14 protein-coding genes and 2 tRNA genes are annotated in these 13568 nt (G+C 54.9%); 7 read left to right on the forward strand and 9 right to left on the reverse strand.

What is annotated here, in order from left to right; translation table 11 throughout:
* Positions 1 to 7 precede the first annotated feature (7 nt).
* The 5 genes from crtH to SynPROSU1_RS08775 all read right to left on the reverse strand — a co-directional run bounded on the left by crtH (position 8) and on the right by SynPROSU1_RS08775 (position 4792).
* Complete coding sequence (crtH, locus tag SynPROSU1_RS08755) at positions 8 to 1564, reverse strand: carotenoid isomerase (RefSeq protein ID WP_186570167.1); 1557 nt, start codon at positions 1562 to 1564, stop codon at positions 8 to 10.
* Between the two features lie 23 nt (positions 1565 to 1587).
* Positions 1588 to 2553 (reverse strand): cation transporter, encoded by a 966-nt coding sequence (locus tag SynPROSU1_RS08760; protein ID WP_186570168.1) that lies wholly within the window; start codon positions 2551 to 2553, stop codon positions 1588 to 1590.
* Positions 2550 to 3920: an FADH(2)-oxidizing methylenetetrahydrofolate--tRNA-(uracil(54)-C(5))-methyltransferase TrmFO gene (gene trmFO, locus SynPROSU1_RS08765; RefSeq protein ID WP_186570169.1), complete on the reverse strand. Its 1371-nt coding sequence runs from the start codon at positions 3918 to 3920 to the stop codon at positions 2550 to 2552. Before trmFO ends, SynPROSU1_RS08760 begins: the two co-directional genes overlap by 4 nt.
* A 49-nt stretch (positions 3921 to 3969) precedes the next feature.
* Positions 3970 to 4092: a photosystem II protein Y gene (locus tag SynPROSU1_RS08770; protein ID WP_166017357.1), complete on the reverse strand. Its 123-nt coding sequence runs from the start codon at positions 4090 to 4092 to the stop codon at positions 3970 to 3972.
* A 193-nt stretch (positions 4093 to 4285) separates the two neighbouring features.
* Positions 4286 to 4792 carry a gamma carbonic anhydrase family protein gene (locus SynPROSU1_RS08775; RefSeq protein WP_255444587.1) on the reverse strand — a complete coding sequence of 169 codons (507 nt, stop codon included), beginning with the start codon at positions 4790 to 4792 and terminating at the stop codon, positions 4286 to 4288.
* Positions 4793 to 4878: 86 nt separating this feature from the next.
* Here SynPROSU1_RS08775 and SynPROSU1_RS08780 point away from each other — a divergent pair.
* The 3 genes from SynPROSU1_RS08780 (at position 4879) to SynPROSU1_RS08790 (ending at position 6404) form a co-directional block, all read left to right on the forward strand.
* Positions 4879 to 4950: transfer RNA gene (locus SynPROSU1_RS08780), tRNA-Lys, on the forward strand.
* A 212-nt stretch (positions 4951 to 5162) separates the two neighbouring features.
* Entirely contained in the window at positions 5163 to 6314 is a 1152-nt protein-coding gene (locus tag SynPROSU1_RS08785; protein ID WP_186570171.1) for an NAD(P)-binding protein, read from the forward strand.
* 13 nt (positions 6315 to 6327) lie between these two features.
* Positions 6328 to 6404: transfer RNA gene (locus tag SynPROSU1_RS08790), tRNA-Pro, on the forward strand.
* A 405-nt stretch (positions 6405 to 6809) separates the two neighbouring features.
* On the opposite strand, the gene SynPROSU1_RS08795 is transcribed toward SynPROSU1_RS08790, so the two are convergent.
* Complete coding sequence (locus SynPROSU1_RS08795; protein ID WP_255444588.1) at positions 6810 to 7136, reverse strand: hypothetical protein; 327 nt, start codon at positions 7134 to 7136, stop codon at positions 6810 to 6812.
* An 89-nt stretch (positions 7137 to 7225) separates the two neighbouring features.
* Between SynPROSU1_RS08795 and SynPROSU1_RS08800 the strand changes: the two genes are divergently transcribed.
* The 3 genes from SynPROSU1_RS08800 to SynPROSU1_RS08815 all read left to right on the forward strand — a co-directional run bounded on the left by SynPROSU1_RS08800 (position 7226) and on the right by SynPROSU1_RS08815 (position 8851).
* The gene (locus SynPROSU1_RS08800; protein ID WP_186570173.1) at positions 7226 to 7534 is read left to right on the forward strand and encodes a hypothetical protein; all 309 of its coding nucleotides are present in this window, start codon (positions 7226 to 7228) and stop codon (positions 7532 to 7534) included.
* Between the two features lie 967 nt (positions 7535 to 8501).
* The gene (locus SynPROSU1_RS08810) at positions 8502 to 8687 is read left to right on the forward strand and encodes a hypothetical protein (RefSeq protein WP_186570175.1); all 186 of its coding nucleotides are present in this window, start codon (positions 8502 to 8504) and stop codon (positions 8685 to 8687) included.
* Positions 8684 to 8851: a hypothetical protein gene (locus tag SynPROSU1_RS08815; RefSeq protein ID WP_186570176.1), complete on the forward strand. Its 168-nt coding sequence runs from the start codon at positions 8684 to 8686 to the stop codon at positions 8849 to 8851. The genes SynPROSU1_RS08810 and SynPROSU1_RS08815 overlap by 4 nt, the downstream gene beginning before the upstream one ends.
* 309 nt (positions 8852 to 9160) lie before the next feature.
* Here SynPROSU1_RS08815 and SynPROSU1_RS08820 read toward each other — a convergent pair whose 3' ends face one another.
* Both SynPROSU1_RS08820 and SynPROSU1_RS08825 read right to left on the reverse strand, forming a co-directional pair.
* Positions 9161 to 9625 (reverse strand): hypothetical protein, encoded by a 465-nt coding sequence (locus tag SynPROSU1_RS08820; RefSeq protein ID WP_255444589.1) that lies wholly within the window; start codon positions 9623 to 9625, stop codon positions 9161 to 9163.
* Positions 9626 to 10219: 594 nt separating this feature from the next.
* Positions 10220 to 11080, reverse strand: a complete 861-nt coding sequence (locus SynPROSU1_RS08825) for a hypothetical protein (RefSeq protein ID WP_186570177.1) — start codon at positions 11078 to 11080, stop codon at positions 10220 to 10222.
* A gap of 374 nt (positions 11081 to 11454) precedes the next feature.
* Between SynPROSU1_RS08825 and SynPROSU1_RS08830 the strand changes: the two genes are divergently transcribed.
* A complete protein-coding gene (locus SynPROSU1_RS08830; protein ID WP_186570178.1) occupies positions 11455 to 11949 on the forward strand; it encodes a hypothetical protein in 495 nt (164 codons plus the stop codon).
* Between the two features lie 831 nt (positions 11950 to 12780).
* Here the strand turns inward: SynPROSU1_RS08830 and SynPROSU1_RS08835 are convergent.
* Entirely contained in the window at positions 12781 to 13065 is a 285-nt protein-coding gene (locus SynPROSU1_RS08835) for a hypothetical protein (RefSeq protein WP_222929871.1), read from the reverse strand.
* Positions 13066 to 13568: the final 503 nt, after the last annotated feature.

Genomic DNA, 13568 nt, shown 5'->3' on the forward strand with positions numbered 1-13568 from the left:
CAGAAGATCAGGCCGGCAGTGCCCAGGGGTTCAGGCCGAGGTCGGCCCCAACCCGATGGGCACAGGCAAAACCACTGAAGGCCACAGCATTCAGACCCTGGCCGGGGAAACAGGAATCGCCCACGCAATACAGGTTCTTCAGCCCGGTGCGGTTGAACGGCATCGGCAGGAGACCCGGGAGCTGCATCGCCGGGATCGGGCCGTAGCTGCCCTGAAAGCGACCGAGAAAACGCCGGTGGCTGCGGGGCGTGCCGATCTCCTTGTGGGTGATGGCATCAGCGAGGCCAGGGAGAATTGCCTCCAGGCGCTCGATCAATCGCGCGGCATCGGCTTCCTTTTTCTCCCGGTACTGACTGGGCGATAGCCCTTGCCAGGCCTCCATCGATGACGGCGTGAACGTGTGGACGATGTGGTGCCCAGCCGGGGCCAGATCCGGATCCAGCAGCGAAGGCATCGACACGAAAATGACCCCTTGCTCGTCCTCCATCCGGTTCCAGTCTTCGAGAAGAAGGTGGTGGCAGTGGGTGCCGACCGGGATCAGATCGGCCCGAACGCCCAGATGCAGCGAGAGGAAGGACGGCGAAGGCACATAGCGCTTGCGCCAGAACTGCTCCTTGTCAGGCGTGTGGGCCGCATCCACAAGGGCCTGGCCTGAGCGGCGCTTTTCATCACCATCACCCGAGAAGGTGTCCCATCGGGTGGCATTGGAGATCACCCTCTTGGCATGGATGATCTCGCCATCGGCCAATTTCACGCCCACCGCCTGATCGTTCTCGATCAGGACCTCCGTGACCCGTGCCCGGTAGCGAATGGCGCCGCCGTGGCGTTCCAATCCCTGCACCAGCTTTTCGGCAATCACGCCGACGCCTCCCTTGGGGTAGTTGATCCCCCCTGCATGCCGATCGGAAAACACCATGCCGGCGTTGATCATCGGCGTGCGATCCGCCGGCATCACTGACCAGCAGAAGCACTCGATATCGATGAACTTCAACAGCTGCTCGTCTTTGATGTGCTGTCGAGCCACCGCTCCGACATTGAACGGCAGCCAGCGGGCTAGGCCTAAGCAGGCCAGTGGCGCTTTGAAGAACACCTTGGTGAGATAGGCCGGATCCTCCAGGGACAACAGCGGCATGGAGTCCAAGCAGTTGAACACCTGCCAACAGGTGTCGTAAAAGCGGCGGATTCCCTCGGCCTCATGCGGAAACCGTGCCGTGAGGTCAGCGATGAACTGCTCGTAGTTGCGATCCACCGCGATGCGCAGGCCACCGGGCATGTGGTACTCCAGCTGGGCGGAGTCGGGAATGGTGTCGCAGTGCTCGCCCACGTCCGCCAAGGCGCGAGTGAGCAGGTTGGTGTACCCCTTCGTCCCGAAGCCAAAGATCATCGAAGCTCCAACGTCGAAGGTGTAACCCGCACGCTTGAAGGCTCCCCCACTGCCTCCGGGGATCAGATAGCGCTCCAAAACGAGTGTCTTGGCTCCTTTCGCCGCCAACTGGCTGGCGGTGACCAAGCCACCGATGCCGGAACCGATCACAACGGCATCCCACTGCTGGTTCTCGCTCATGGCATCGCTTCTTTGAAGTGACGCTAAGGGGCCGTCTGCGGCCTTGGATCCGGGCGATGAATCGGTGGCATCACCGTCAGGATCACCTCGGACCGCACCGGCCGGCCGAGTTCTGCACTGCAACGGGCATCAATGTGATGGCGCAGCCCATCAATCACCCGACTTTCCTGGGGCTGCAGCGGATTGATGTAGACCACGACAAAGGCTGTACGACCCAGCTGCTGCACGGTGAAGTCCATCATCTGCAGCTGAAGCCCCACCAGTTCCTGCATCAACACAACCCGCGTGCGCTGCAACACATCCGGGTCGGCGGCGCAGCCGGCGGCCTGGGCCATGGCATCACGCAGTGCCGCCAAGGGTTCGCGCAACAACGCCAGGCTGACCGCAAGCACCAGAAGCGCATCGGTAATCGGCGCCAGAGCGGAAAGCGGCGTTGCCAGCAATAACGGAGAGGCCAGAAGGGCCAGGCCTGTGGCCAGGGTGATGACCGCATCGATCCGAGCATTGCGGGCCTCCGTCAACAGCAGCAGGGACACCCCCCCGGTGCGGCGCCAATCCCGCCGATGCCGCCAGGCCAAAAGCCCGCAAAGCGCTGTCATCAGAACGGTGTACAGCCCCACCGGTTCCAGATGCAGCGGAGCAATGCTGGAGCCCCGCCACCAGTCGATCAGAGTGGAGCAGGCGCTGCCGACGCCAAAGCCGATCACCCCCAGCAGCACCAGGGAGCGGAACAACACATACAAGGCCTCCTGCCCCTCGTAGCCATAGGGCCAGGCTCGATCCGGAGGACGCACCACATTCATGCTGATGCGGCTGGCAATCAACGATGAACCCACCAGCACACCGGAATAGAGGCCGTCCAACAGCAGGGCCGACGAACCGGTCAGCACATGGGCGGAAAACCCGGCGAGTGCCATCACTGCATTGGCTCCGACCCCAAAGCGCAGCGAGCGCTGTTCGATCCGGCGAGCCTCAGCAGTGGTGTTCATACCGTCAGAGTCTCGGGTTGAAGGGCCTGCACCGGCTCCAGGTCATGCAGAGCGCGATCGCGGTAGGCGCCATAGCGGGCTCGCTTGTCGCGGATTCGCTCCGGTAGATCCGGCAGAAGCCCGAAATTGGGGGGCATCGGCTGAAATTTCGCGGTGGGCGCCTCGCTGACGAAATGCGTGAGGGCTCCACTCATGCAGGTCGCCGGCAAATCAATGGGCTCAAGCCCCCGGGCCAACCGAGCCGCATTGGTGCCGGCCAACCAGCCACCGGCGACGGCGGCGGCATAGCCCTCAGTGCCCGTGATCTGACCAGCAGCCAGGAGGGTGGGACGCTGACGGAATTGCAGCGTGGGCTGCAGCAGTTGCGGCGATTCAAGAAACGTGTTGCGGTGCATCACACCGAAGCGCACGAATTCCGCCTGGCCCAACCCAGGAATCATCTGAAGAACACGCTTCTGCTCTCCCCATTTGAGATTCGTCTGGAAGCCCACCAGATTCCACAGACGACCATCCTTGTCTTCCTGGCGCAGCTGAACCACGGCATAGGCGCGCTTGGCCCGACGCACGTCGCGATCATTCACGTCACCCCAACGAGGGTCCCAGAGCCCGATCGGCTTCAACGGGCCATAGCGCATGGTGTCTTCACCCCGACGGGCCAGCTCCTCAATCGGCAAACAGCCCTCAAAGAAGGTGGCGTCGTTCTGATCAAAGTCCTTGAGTTCGGCCTGTTCGGCTTCGAGCAAGGCCTGGCGGAAGGCCAGGTATTGCTCCTTGTCCATGGGGCAATTGATGTAGTCCGCATCACCCTTGTCGTAGCGGCTGGCGCGGAAGGCCACCGACAGATCGATGCTGTCGCCATGGACGATTGGGCTCGCCGCATCAAAGAAGTGGCAATCAGCTCGGCCGGTGAAACAGCGCAGATCTTCCGCAAGGGGTTCACTGGTGAGCGGCCCCGTCGCCAGCACCGTGATCGCATCAGCCGGCGGCAGGGTGTGCTGCTCGCGGCGTTCAATCGTGACCAGAGGGTGTTGATCCAGAACTTCAGTCAGCGCAGCGCTGTAGCGACCGCGATCGACGGCCAACGCCCCACCCGCCGGGACAGCGTGGGTGTCTGCCGTGCCGATCACGAGGGATCCCAGCCGACGCAACTCCTCCTGCAACAAACCCGCTGCACGGTCGCTGCTCAGGGCGCCGAAACTGTTGCTGCAGACCAACTCAGCGAAGTCGCTGCTGTGGTGGGCCGGAGATCGTCGAATCGGACGCATCTCCACCAGGGTGACTGCAACCCCAGCACGGGCGATCTGCCAAGCCGCCTCGGTGCCGGCAAGGCCTGCACCGAGCACAGTGACATGGGGAGATTGAGACAACCAGCTGCATCAAGCAGCCTTCAGCCTACGAAGCTTGCTCGCCTGTGAATCAAGCGCGGCTGCGCTTGAGCATCAGCTGCAGCTGACCCACCGCAGCACGGCCGATATTGAAGGCAGCCCAGCTGATGGCGGCGAGGATCGGAGCGACCACAAGGAACAGACGGGCATCAATCCCCAGCACTTGGCCCGTGGTGATCACGCTGAAGGCCGAGTAACCGACGATCACCAGGATGAGGACCAGACCGATGGCAACTCGGACCATTCTTGAAAACGGAAATCAGTGTCGCCGATCTTACGGACTTCTACGTGGATCCCACGACCTTCCTTGAAAGCTGATCAAATTCGCAGCAATCAAGGGGTTGAGTTCAAGGAGTGTTTTGAGCGTGGGATGCCGCCAGTCGCGCATAGCGCTGGGCATGGTGGCGCTGCTCGTCGATCGCTTCGGGAGGAAGATCCCGCTTCACGACGGCCGGGGCGCCCATCACCAGAGTCCCAGGGGGCACATCCTTTGTGACGACCGATCCAGCGGCGACCAGAGCACCTGCTCCAACAGTGACGCCATTCAGAACGATGGCGCCAATTCCCACCAGGCATCCGTCGTCCAGCGTCGCGCCATGGATCACAGCCCTGTGGCCAACGGTGACGTCAGCACCAATGCGCACCGGCTGCCCTGGATCACCATGAAGGACGGCGCCATCCTGAATGTTGCTCCCCGCTCCGATGCTGATCTGTTCCAGATCACCGCGAGCCACAGCCATGGGCCAGAGGCTGCTGCCCTCAGCCATCCGGACGTTGCCGATTACAACAGCGGAATCGGCGACCCAAGCGTCCGCATCGATCTGGGGATCGGGCCAGGGCTTCGAGCCAGTCATGACCATGGTTCAGCAACCACCAGTTTCTCTGGCGACCTGAGTGATAACCTCATTCGGTGCCATAAATGGCATGCCCAAGCGGGCACGGGTCGCTAGCTCAGCGGTAGAGCATCCGGCTTTTAACCGGCTGGTCCTGAGTTCGAATCTCAGGCGACCCATATCAACGCTTTGATGTCGTCTCGTGACTCAGGCTGGCCTGCAACGCGGTGACTGTTAGAAAGCCGTGAATTCCCAGGTCTAGCCAGCTGTTCTCATGGCGTATTTCGCGTTTTTTGGCGTCACGATTCTTCTGGCTCTGCTGGGCGGACTGTTTTCCCGGGTCGCTGCCGAGCGCTACTGGATGTGATCAGCGGCGATGACGTCAGCGAGCATGCCTGAGGTTGATCTCGCGGTCATCGGTGCTGGGCTGTCCGGTTGCAGCCTTATTGGCCGGCTTCAGCAGTTGCAATCGGCTTTCAACATCGCAGTCGTTGAGGCTGGACGGGGACCAGGAGGCAGGGCAGCCAGCCGTCGCAGGCGAGATCTAAATGGTTGGTTTCTGGACCATGGAGCCCCTGGCTTTGCCCTCAGCCATTCCCTGTCTGATGGGATGGATGCTCTGCTGTCGCCCTTGATCTCGGCGGGTGTACTTCAGCAGGACAAACGACCTGTGCTGTCACTCGACGTTGAAGCAGGCCTGTCTGCCGCTTCCAACCCTGAGGCCTGTCCAAGCGGGGGGTGGTGGCATGGACTTCCCTGCATGGCCCGCATCTGCGAAGCGCTGATTGAAAGCGGTGGATCAGCACAACTGAGCCGTCAATTCCAGACCCGAGTGCGCTGGTTGGAGCGTCGCCATGATCATTGGTTGCTGGAAAATGAGGACCGGAGCTGGAGCCTCAGGGCCCAGCGACTGGTGCTCAGTGGAACCCTGCTGGCCCATCCCCGCTCCCTGAAGATGCTGGCGTGGGATGACGTCCCCCTGCGATCAGCCGTTGCAGAGGGCGTGGACGTCGGCCTTGATGCGGTGCTCACCCAGCTGCAACGAAGCCAAGCCGAGGTGCGTTGGAACCTGATGGTGGACCTGGGCGTGCTTGAGCTCAACAGCGACGAACTCCCCTCTCAGATCTGGTTGAACGACGCAGCCAGGAAGCAATGGAAGGTGGAACGACTCGTTTTGCAACCTCAAAGCAATGGACGCTGGGGGCTGGTGGTGCATGGTTTGGATTCCGGAGAAGCGATCACACCCCAAAGCCATGGACGCCTGCTTGCCCAAGAGCAAAAGCGCCTGGTGAGCCTGTTGCCCGAACTGCTCCAGGCTCTGCCGGTGGTTTCAGCCGCGTTGAAGCAGGCGACTCCCTTGGGTGTGATGCGATGGGGGGCCTCACGCCCCCTGAACCACCCGCTCAACCCAGAACTGCAGTGGTGCCCCACCAGCGCGGTGGGCTTTTGCGGCGACTGGATCAAGGGTCCTGGCTTCGGGACAGCGGAGGGAGCGATTCGAAGCGGCGTGGATCTCGCTGAACAGCTGCACGCTGACCGCTAACCTCTGAAGGCGCCGGGGAGTGGCGCAGTTTGGTAGCGCGCTTGCTTTGGGAGCAAGATGCCGCAGGTTCGAATCCTGTCTCCCCGACCACTTAAAAAGTCAGTCCCCAGCTGACATCTTGACCGCTCCAGAAGGGGCGGTTTTTTATTGCTCGCGCACGCGTATGTGGTCACGGTGTGGTGAGAGACCAGGATCACGCCGCGCTCACCACACAAGTTTTCTGCCACCTGTTGACAGGAATTGGCGTGTTCACGACACTTGTTTCAAGCAAACAGATTCAGAGGTCGGACACGTCAAACCTTCGCCCGTGGGGGTGAAGCGGCTTTCCCCGAGCTGACGTGAAACGCCTGAATCTGACGGGGTGGTGTGTGTGAGGTTTTATCGGGAGATGGATAGCGACAATCACAACGCCCCCTGCTTTTCCCCGAAGGGTCTTGTATTGCTTTCAGCCACTCTGCGGTGGCATCAGCCGTAGTTAACGGAAGCCTTGTTATGTCAACGACAAAACTCCCCGGTTGGTACGAGCGTCCCCGATCCCACTTGGATTGCAGCGAAAACTTCTCCCGTTCGACGATCAAGGCTCAAGTCGATAGGAATGTCGGGCTCTCCAGCCTCTACAGGGATAGTGCCCACCCAGCGCCAGACCCCGTCTTTAAATGTGGCCGGGCTGGTGTCCCTGTAACCGTCGGCATCCCAAATTCGGGTGATTCGACCATTCACTTCATCGATATACAAAGTCGAATTGGCGTACTCGACTTGAGGGTTTTCGCAGCGGAGCTTCAACTCCACGGCGTTGGCGGGACTAACAACAGTTGCGAGCACCGCAGCTGTGAGAACAGCAATGGACCTCATAGCTCGTGGATGGATGTGCAATGAGTCAACTCCATCTAACGCTGAAGCCAAAGGCATCGATGGTGTTCGCCGATCCCGCCAGGTTCGTGATGGCGACCTGCGGACGACGATTCGGGAAGTCCTACCTGGCGTGCGCGAAGGCGTTGAAGGTCGCGCTGTCGAAGCCACGCTCGAACGTGCTGATGCTGGCGCCGACATTCGAGATGTCGAAGGCAACGCTCTGGCGAACGTTGACCGACATGGTCCCCGACAGCTGGATCGTGAAGCGGCTGGATTCAACGCTGGAGCTGCAGTTCACCAACGGCAGCTGGAGAGAGGAACACAGGACAGCCAGGAAATATTTGTATGAGCAGCAGAAGAGGCATTAATGGATACCCCAGTACCCTGCCCTTGTCCAAAAAAGTACTACCCCTATGGGGGCTACTGTGCCCTTGCACACACGTGTATGAGACTTCAGAAATTTATTTCATTTTTTCTAAGGGGTTGGTATCCGTACAACACCCACGCTCACTATCTAAGGCTTCTTAGATTGAATAAGATAAATTGCTCCCCAATGGTTGTCTACCCCTTCTTTGGATAACAAAAGACAAGAGCTTCCTGAACTATATGATGATCTGAATTTTCTGCTCAGGAAGTTCAAGATGAGGACAGGTGCTGATGACAAATACATTTATATGATTTTAGGAGCATTGAGCAATGAATATAGAAAGAAGGCTGTTGAAATAGATGAATCAGCCTGGGGCTAAAGTCAAGCTATATCTACATCAAAGAATTCTTGAAGAGGAGTTTGTCTTCCTCCTCTTGACCAAGAACCACATGCACTCTTGTTCCATCTGACTATATATAGCATTCAGTAATGATTGAATCAGGGTGAACACCTGAAGTAATCTTTTCACCATCCAAGAGCAGGTAGCAGTAATGGCTCATCTTTGATGCCTTGGGATGTATTTACATCATTGAGCAGTGCAAAGAAAAGATACGCAAAGGACAAGTATCTTTACAGGGATTGGTCCATGATGAACTAATTAGGCAATGAACCCTTTAAGGGCTGAGTATATTGGCTTAGGTGTGAGTACACCAGAGCCCTTAATTCAAGCCCGTAGAGAGGCTAAAAACGGGCTCATAGTGCTTTATTTAGCCCTTTTTTGACTGGGCTTGTGCCTTGTATCTATCGTAGAAAGAACCCCGTGCAGGAGCTTGACCACAGAGGTATCCGTATTCTTTGATGCTAATTTGTTTAGTGTTAGGTCTAGGCATAGTTTTAAATAGTTTGTTGTCTAGGTAACAGAATCCATTGAGTGGAAACGATATGTTCAATGTCCCCTCTGGTATGTCATGTCCTATTGGGAGCAGAACTGGAGAAAGAATCTGAAACTCATCACTGTGGATGAAACACCACAGGCTCAGCAGATTGAGGTATCAAGCTGGTTGAAAGGCAGATGTGAATATCTACTTGGCTCAATAAGTTACCTTGAATATGAATGTCTTATTCAAGAATTTGATGACGTTGAAGAGTCATGAGCTACAACTTCCAAGCCTTAGCCTGGTATCTTTTTGCAGATTTCCTGGTGATTGGTGCTTTTAGGATTTATGCACCTGACTTCCTTGATAAGCAAAATATTCTTTATCTGCTTGGTTCAAGCGTTGTTCTTTGGCTGATCTTTGATAGGAAGAAGAGGAGGTGATGTGGATTGGCTTGAAGGCTTGGGATGGGCAGGAGTGGTCTCAGTAGGATTCTCCTTTCTTTGGGACCTTTTCCTACCTTTGAACCTCATTGTGATTGCTGCTCTATATATATCCACCTTTCTTGCGTGGCTCTGCCTGGCAAGGGAGGTTAGATGAGTGAGGCGTTCTGAGCCTTTAAGACAGCAATCTCTGCTTGTAGCTCTTCAATCTTCTGAAGCAAGAGACTATTAGCTTCATTCAGGTCTGCTGCCTTAATGGAGTCACCAACGTTGTAGGTAGGAATGACATCACCAGAAGGGCTAGGTGCTTCAGGTTCTGTAGATCGGCTTGAGGTGACCACGTTGCACCGCCCAATTCAGAAAGCCATAGAGCTTCTGACGACTTGTCTGGCGCATCCGTAAGCCCTGTTCCCATTGCTTGAGGCACTCCATCGCCAATGCCTCGCCATCAACCGGTGGCTTACCTTCAAAGCAGACACGCAGGTTCTTCAGGACAGGCAGGTAGTTGTATCGCCACGTTGTGTCGCCAGCGTTGGGGATGAACTCCCGATATTTCTCAAACAGCTTGTTGAAATCCAGCTTCTGATGACTGCTGGAGGTGTCGGCTTTCTGTGCTGCAGCAGCAAGGGTGATCTGACCACGGTTCCACCGCTTGAAGATCTGCTGAATGCGAGGGAGGGCTGAGCTGGCTCCCTCTTGAGACCAGGGGTAGATCAACATCACTGACCCATGGTCTTGAACCTCAAGTCGCATCCGCCCACGTGCATTGCGCACCTTCCATCCCGCGCCACAGGAGGTGCGAACCAATTCTCGAAAAGGCTTGATCCAGGTGGCTCTATCGACGACGCGTGGCACAACGAGAAAGGCATCTCGCTATGTCTAGTGTGCACAAAACGTGCGCAAAATGCAAAATACCTGCCAACACCTGCTGACAACTCACGACTCAAAAGCACTACTAAAACTGAGTCAGAGACTGGGAAAACACAGAAATTGACTCAAGGAATCTCTCGCTTTAGGAGCAAGATGCCGCAGCTTCGAATCCTGTCTCCCCGACCACTTAAAAAGTCAGACCCCAACTGATATCTCCACCGCTCCATAAGGGGCGGTTTTTTATTGCTTTTGTGCAGGTGTGCCAAATTTGCGCCGAATTCAGCCCCAAAAAAAAGGCCTGAACAAAAACCTGCGCCTCTGACATAAGTCGGTATGGTCTGAACAACGCCGGAGACGGTGCGAACCGGAAACCCCGCCTTGAGACGGGGCTAAGTGTTAATCAAACTATTACAATTTGATTCAGCATTCGGGAAGAGATTGCGACATGCAAACTGCAGCACCCATAAGAATCAACTCCAATCAATTATTGATCATATATTAGCCGTTGGAATCAAAGCAATCGAACAAAGAAGCTTGATTGGCGATAGTAAGGTAATCGGCGTATGAGGTCTGCGTCAACGGATTCGCTTCTCCGGAACTGGTTAGAATACCGGTAAAGATATCACGGTATGCATCAACGCCAGAGAGCAGGAGACTGCTCAATTCATCAGAATTGATGTTTACGTATTGATCTTGCAAGGCGACATCATTGTTATCATCAGATGTCGCTTGATCTGCTACGTACTGAAGCGAGCTCTGAACCATCTTATACTGCTGAGAAGGAGTGAATGGCTGAGTTTCTTCATTTTCATAGAGGCTAACAAATGCATAGTTACTACCTTTGGCATTTGTGAAAGTCGCGGATTGAGGCCCAAACGCAGATCCCCATGCGCCAGAAACAAAATTATTCAGAGCATTAGCCGTAGCTGAACACTCGTAGTTATTATAAGCATTATCAATAAATAGTGAGACCTCGGACATTTCTTTGCCGGCCAAGCCGGTCAAATCATCTTTGTTGCTCGCGCCAATACCACGAACCTTGAAACTTATGGTTTGATTTGAATTACTCAGCTTCGGCTTGAACATTTCGAACGTCACCAGCTTCCGCTTGTTGCCCACCTCGAAGGTGGCTTGGGCATTCGGCGGCCCGTCGCCATCACCAAATAGCCCGTCCCACTTCTTCACAAGCTGCTTGGGTGACCACTCACCAGCGACACGGTTAGGGCGGTCTGTGAACCAATCAATCTCATCAACGCCCTTCAGCACCATGCGGTAGCTGCCGTTCTTGCGTTGCTTAATCCGACCAGAGTCCACAAGAGCACCGAAGAGCAGGGATGAACCAGCAGGAGGTTTCGCCATGGGTGAGCTGAAATTGCCCTAGTGGTAGCAGTGTTGCCAATAAAAAACCCCATCTTGCGACGGGGCTAGTAAATGTTTTGTCGGGAGATGGATAGCGACAATCACAACGCCCCCTGATTTTCCCTTACGGGTTTTGTATTGCTTTCAGCCTGCTACTCCTGCGGCATCAGGCTCCCCGACTCATAACCCAGCAATAATTAGCGGCAAGTCGTAGTGCCACACATGTCAAATGCCCATTAGCTCAGCCGCATGTTTGAGCAGGAAAAATCGCTCAAGCTCCGTGGTAACAACAGATACTCGGGTTAAGCGTTAAGAAGAATCTCTCATGCCAGCCCAAAAATGGGTTATCAACGATCTCATTTGAAATCGTTGCGATGAAATGGCTGCTCTCGAAACTTGGTTTGCTCAGACAGGACAAAAAGGCCCAGCCTCTGAAGCAAGATCTCTCGTTTTTCAAGACCTCGGTTTGCTCCAATGACATCGCGTGCCAATGGGGACTAAGGAAGCAAACTCAGGTCTTGCTGAGCCAAAGTAAAGAAGCAGCTGTGTTGATCAGAATCAGGGATGCATCCGGTGATGGCACTGTTGCTACAAAGGTGGTGGAACTCGGCCCCAATGCAACAAAAGCAAAAATTGATACACCATTTACTAGCGGTCAGGTTCTTCTTGAGCTTGGTTATCGAACTGTTGGAGGTGACTTTATTACGCTTGAGTATTCATTCGTTGACCTTGGCCCAAAAAAAATTGTGCAGCCAGAGTTAGCGAATTGGTTTAGTAAGGAATCGGAGAATATTCACCAGGAAATGTACGATTTAGCGACCAAAGGAAGATCCCTTGGTGGGTCCGAACTCATGCCTATCGGCCGGTAATCCTGATGGTCACGCGGCATGTCTCGCCTGTTGAGGCTTTGCGTGTGGCGTTGTTGGTGAGACGTGACTGCCAGAAGTATTCCCCGCTCTGCTCAAGCAACAAAAACCCCGCCATTGCTGACGGGGTGAAGTGTGTGTGAGGTTTTGTCGGGAATCGATAAGAGGTGCATCAAAGCAGCTGTAAATCATTAAAGTAGGACTCAGCATTACCGAATATCTGATCAATGATCCGTAATTCACTAGGTATTTTCATCGGAGTCCTCGCAACCTCGTTCGCATGGACCGCTCAGTTAGCAGCCGCCACCTGGGTCGATACCGACAAAATCAGCAATTCCAGGAACTTGCAAATGCAAGTAGATATAGACTCAGTTAATTACAAAGGAGATTGGATTTACTTTTTGCAGAGGATCAAAAATCTTGACGACTCGAAAGCATACAAGCCATGGGATGTAGGGATCAATTGCTCAAAAGGCGTGCTTGTTGAAAGATTTTCAGGTTCGGACGAGTACGAGTCGACTCAGTTTCGGCGCAATGGCAAGTGGTTTATAGACTTCGCCAACAGAAACGACCCTAGTGACGTATTCAGCGTGGAGGTCGAAGCTGAAGATGATGCATACAGAGAGAAATCATATTCCTTCATTTGCTACAAGTATAACCGACAACAGTAATCGAAACCAAACCCCGCCATTGCTGATGGGGTGAAGTGTGTGTGAGGTTTTGTCGGGAGATGGATAGCGACAATCACAACGCCCCCTGCTTTTCCCCGAAGGGTTTTGTATTGCTTTCAGCCCCGTGTCTTAGGCGTCAGGCTTCCCGACATGTACGAAGTTCTTATCTGAAGCAATTAGTACCTGCTGCTTTATCAAGCATTTCTGCAGTCGTTGTTGCATTCGCATCTGCATAAGCAACAGCAGGATTTACTCCAAGTTCCCTCATGTATTTTTCGGCTTGCGCACCTCCCTGTGACTTTAGAATTTGGCCATGCTTAATATCACAAGCAGCCTTCCAATAAGCAGTTGCAGCTTTTTGGGTGTTAGTGAGAGCGGTTGCAGGTAGGGCGACAATCAAAGACACCCCTATTGCAGAAATGAATGAGAGTCGCTGAGAAGTGTTCATTTGATTGGTATGTGTTGTGGGCCTCTCGCCCCGTGAACACACCATCTCCGTTCATGTCAGAAACACATCCCCCAAATGAGGGATTTTCAAGGCACCGCGATAGACACGGCAGCATCCACCTCCTCCCCCCCCACTGACTGCCATCGCTGGAAGAGGTCAGGGTCATTGGCGCATAGAGCAGCAACCAGCTCTCCCATCAGGAATAAGGCAATGCGGGTGTCTTAAGTCAAACCTTTTCCATACAACCTTCTTCAGATGCCACCACCTTGGTGTGATGCCGGGCTATCGCACACAGGCAGAGGAAGATCCTCTACTCAATATCCGCCAATTCGCAGAACCATCTCAAGAGCACTCAAGCCAAAGATGAAGGTGCCGCCAAGCAGCGCAAGTTCCTTCTTGGATGAAGCCATGGGAAGGAGGGCAGAGCCCATGATGAGGGATGCGAAGAATATAAAGGGATTCTGAAGCTCCAAGCTGTCGCTCTCAGCACAGAAGCAAGTCTC

Origin of the sequence: Synechococcus sp. PROS-U-1 (assembly GCF_014279755.1) — a bacterium.
GTDB lineage: Bacteria > Cyanobacteriota > Cyanobacteriia > PCC-6307 > Cyanobiaceae > Parasynechococcus.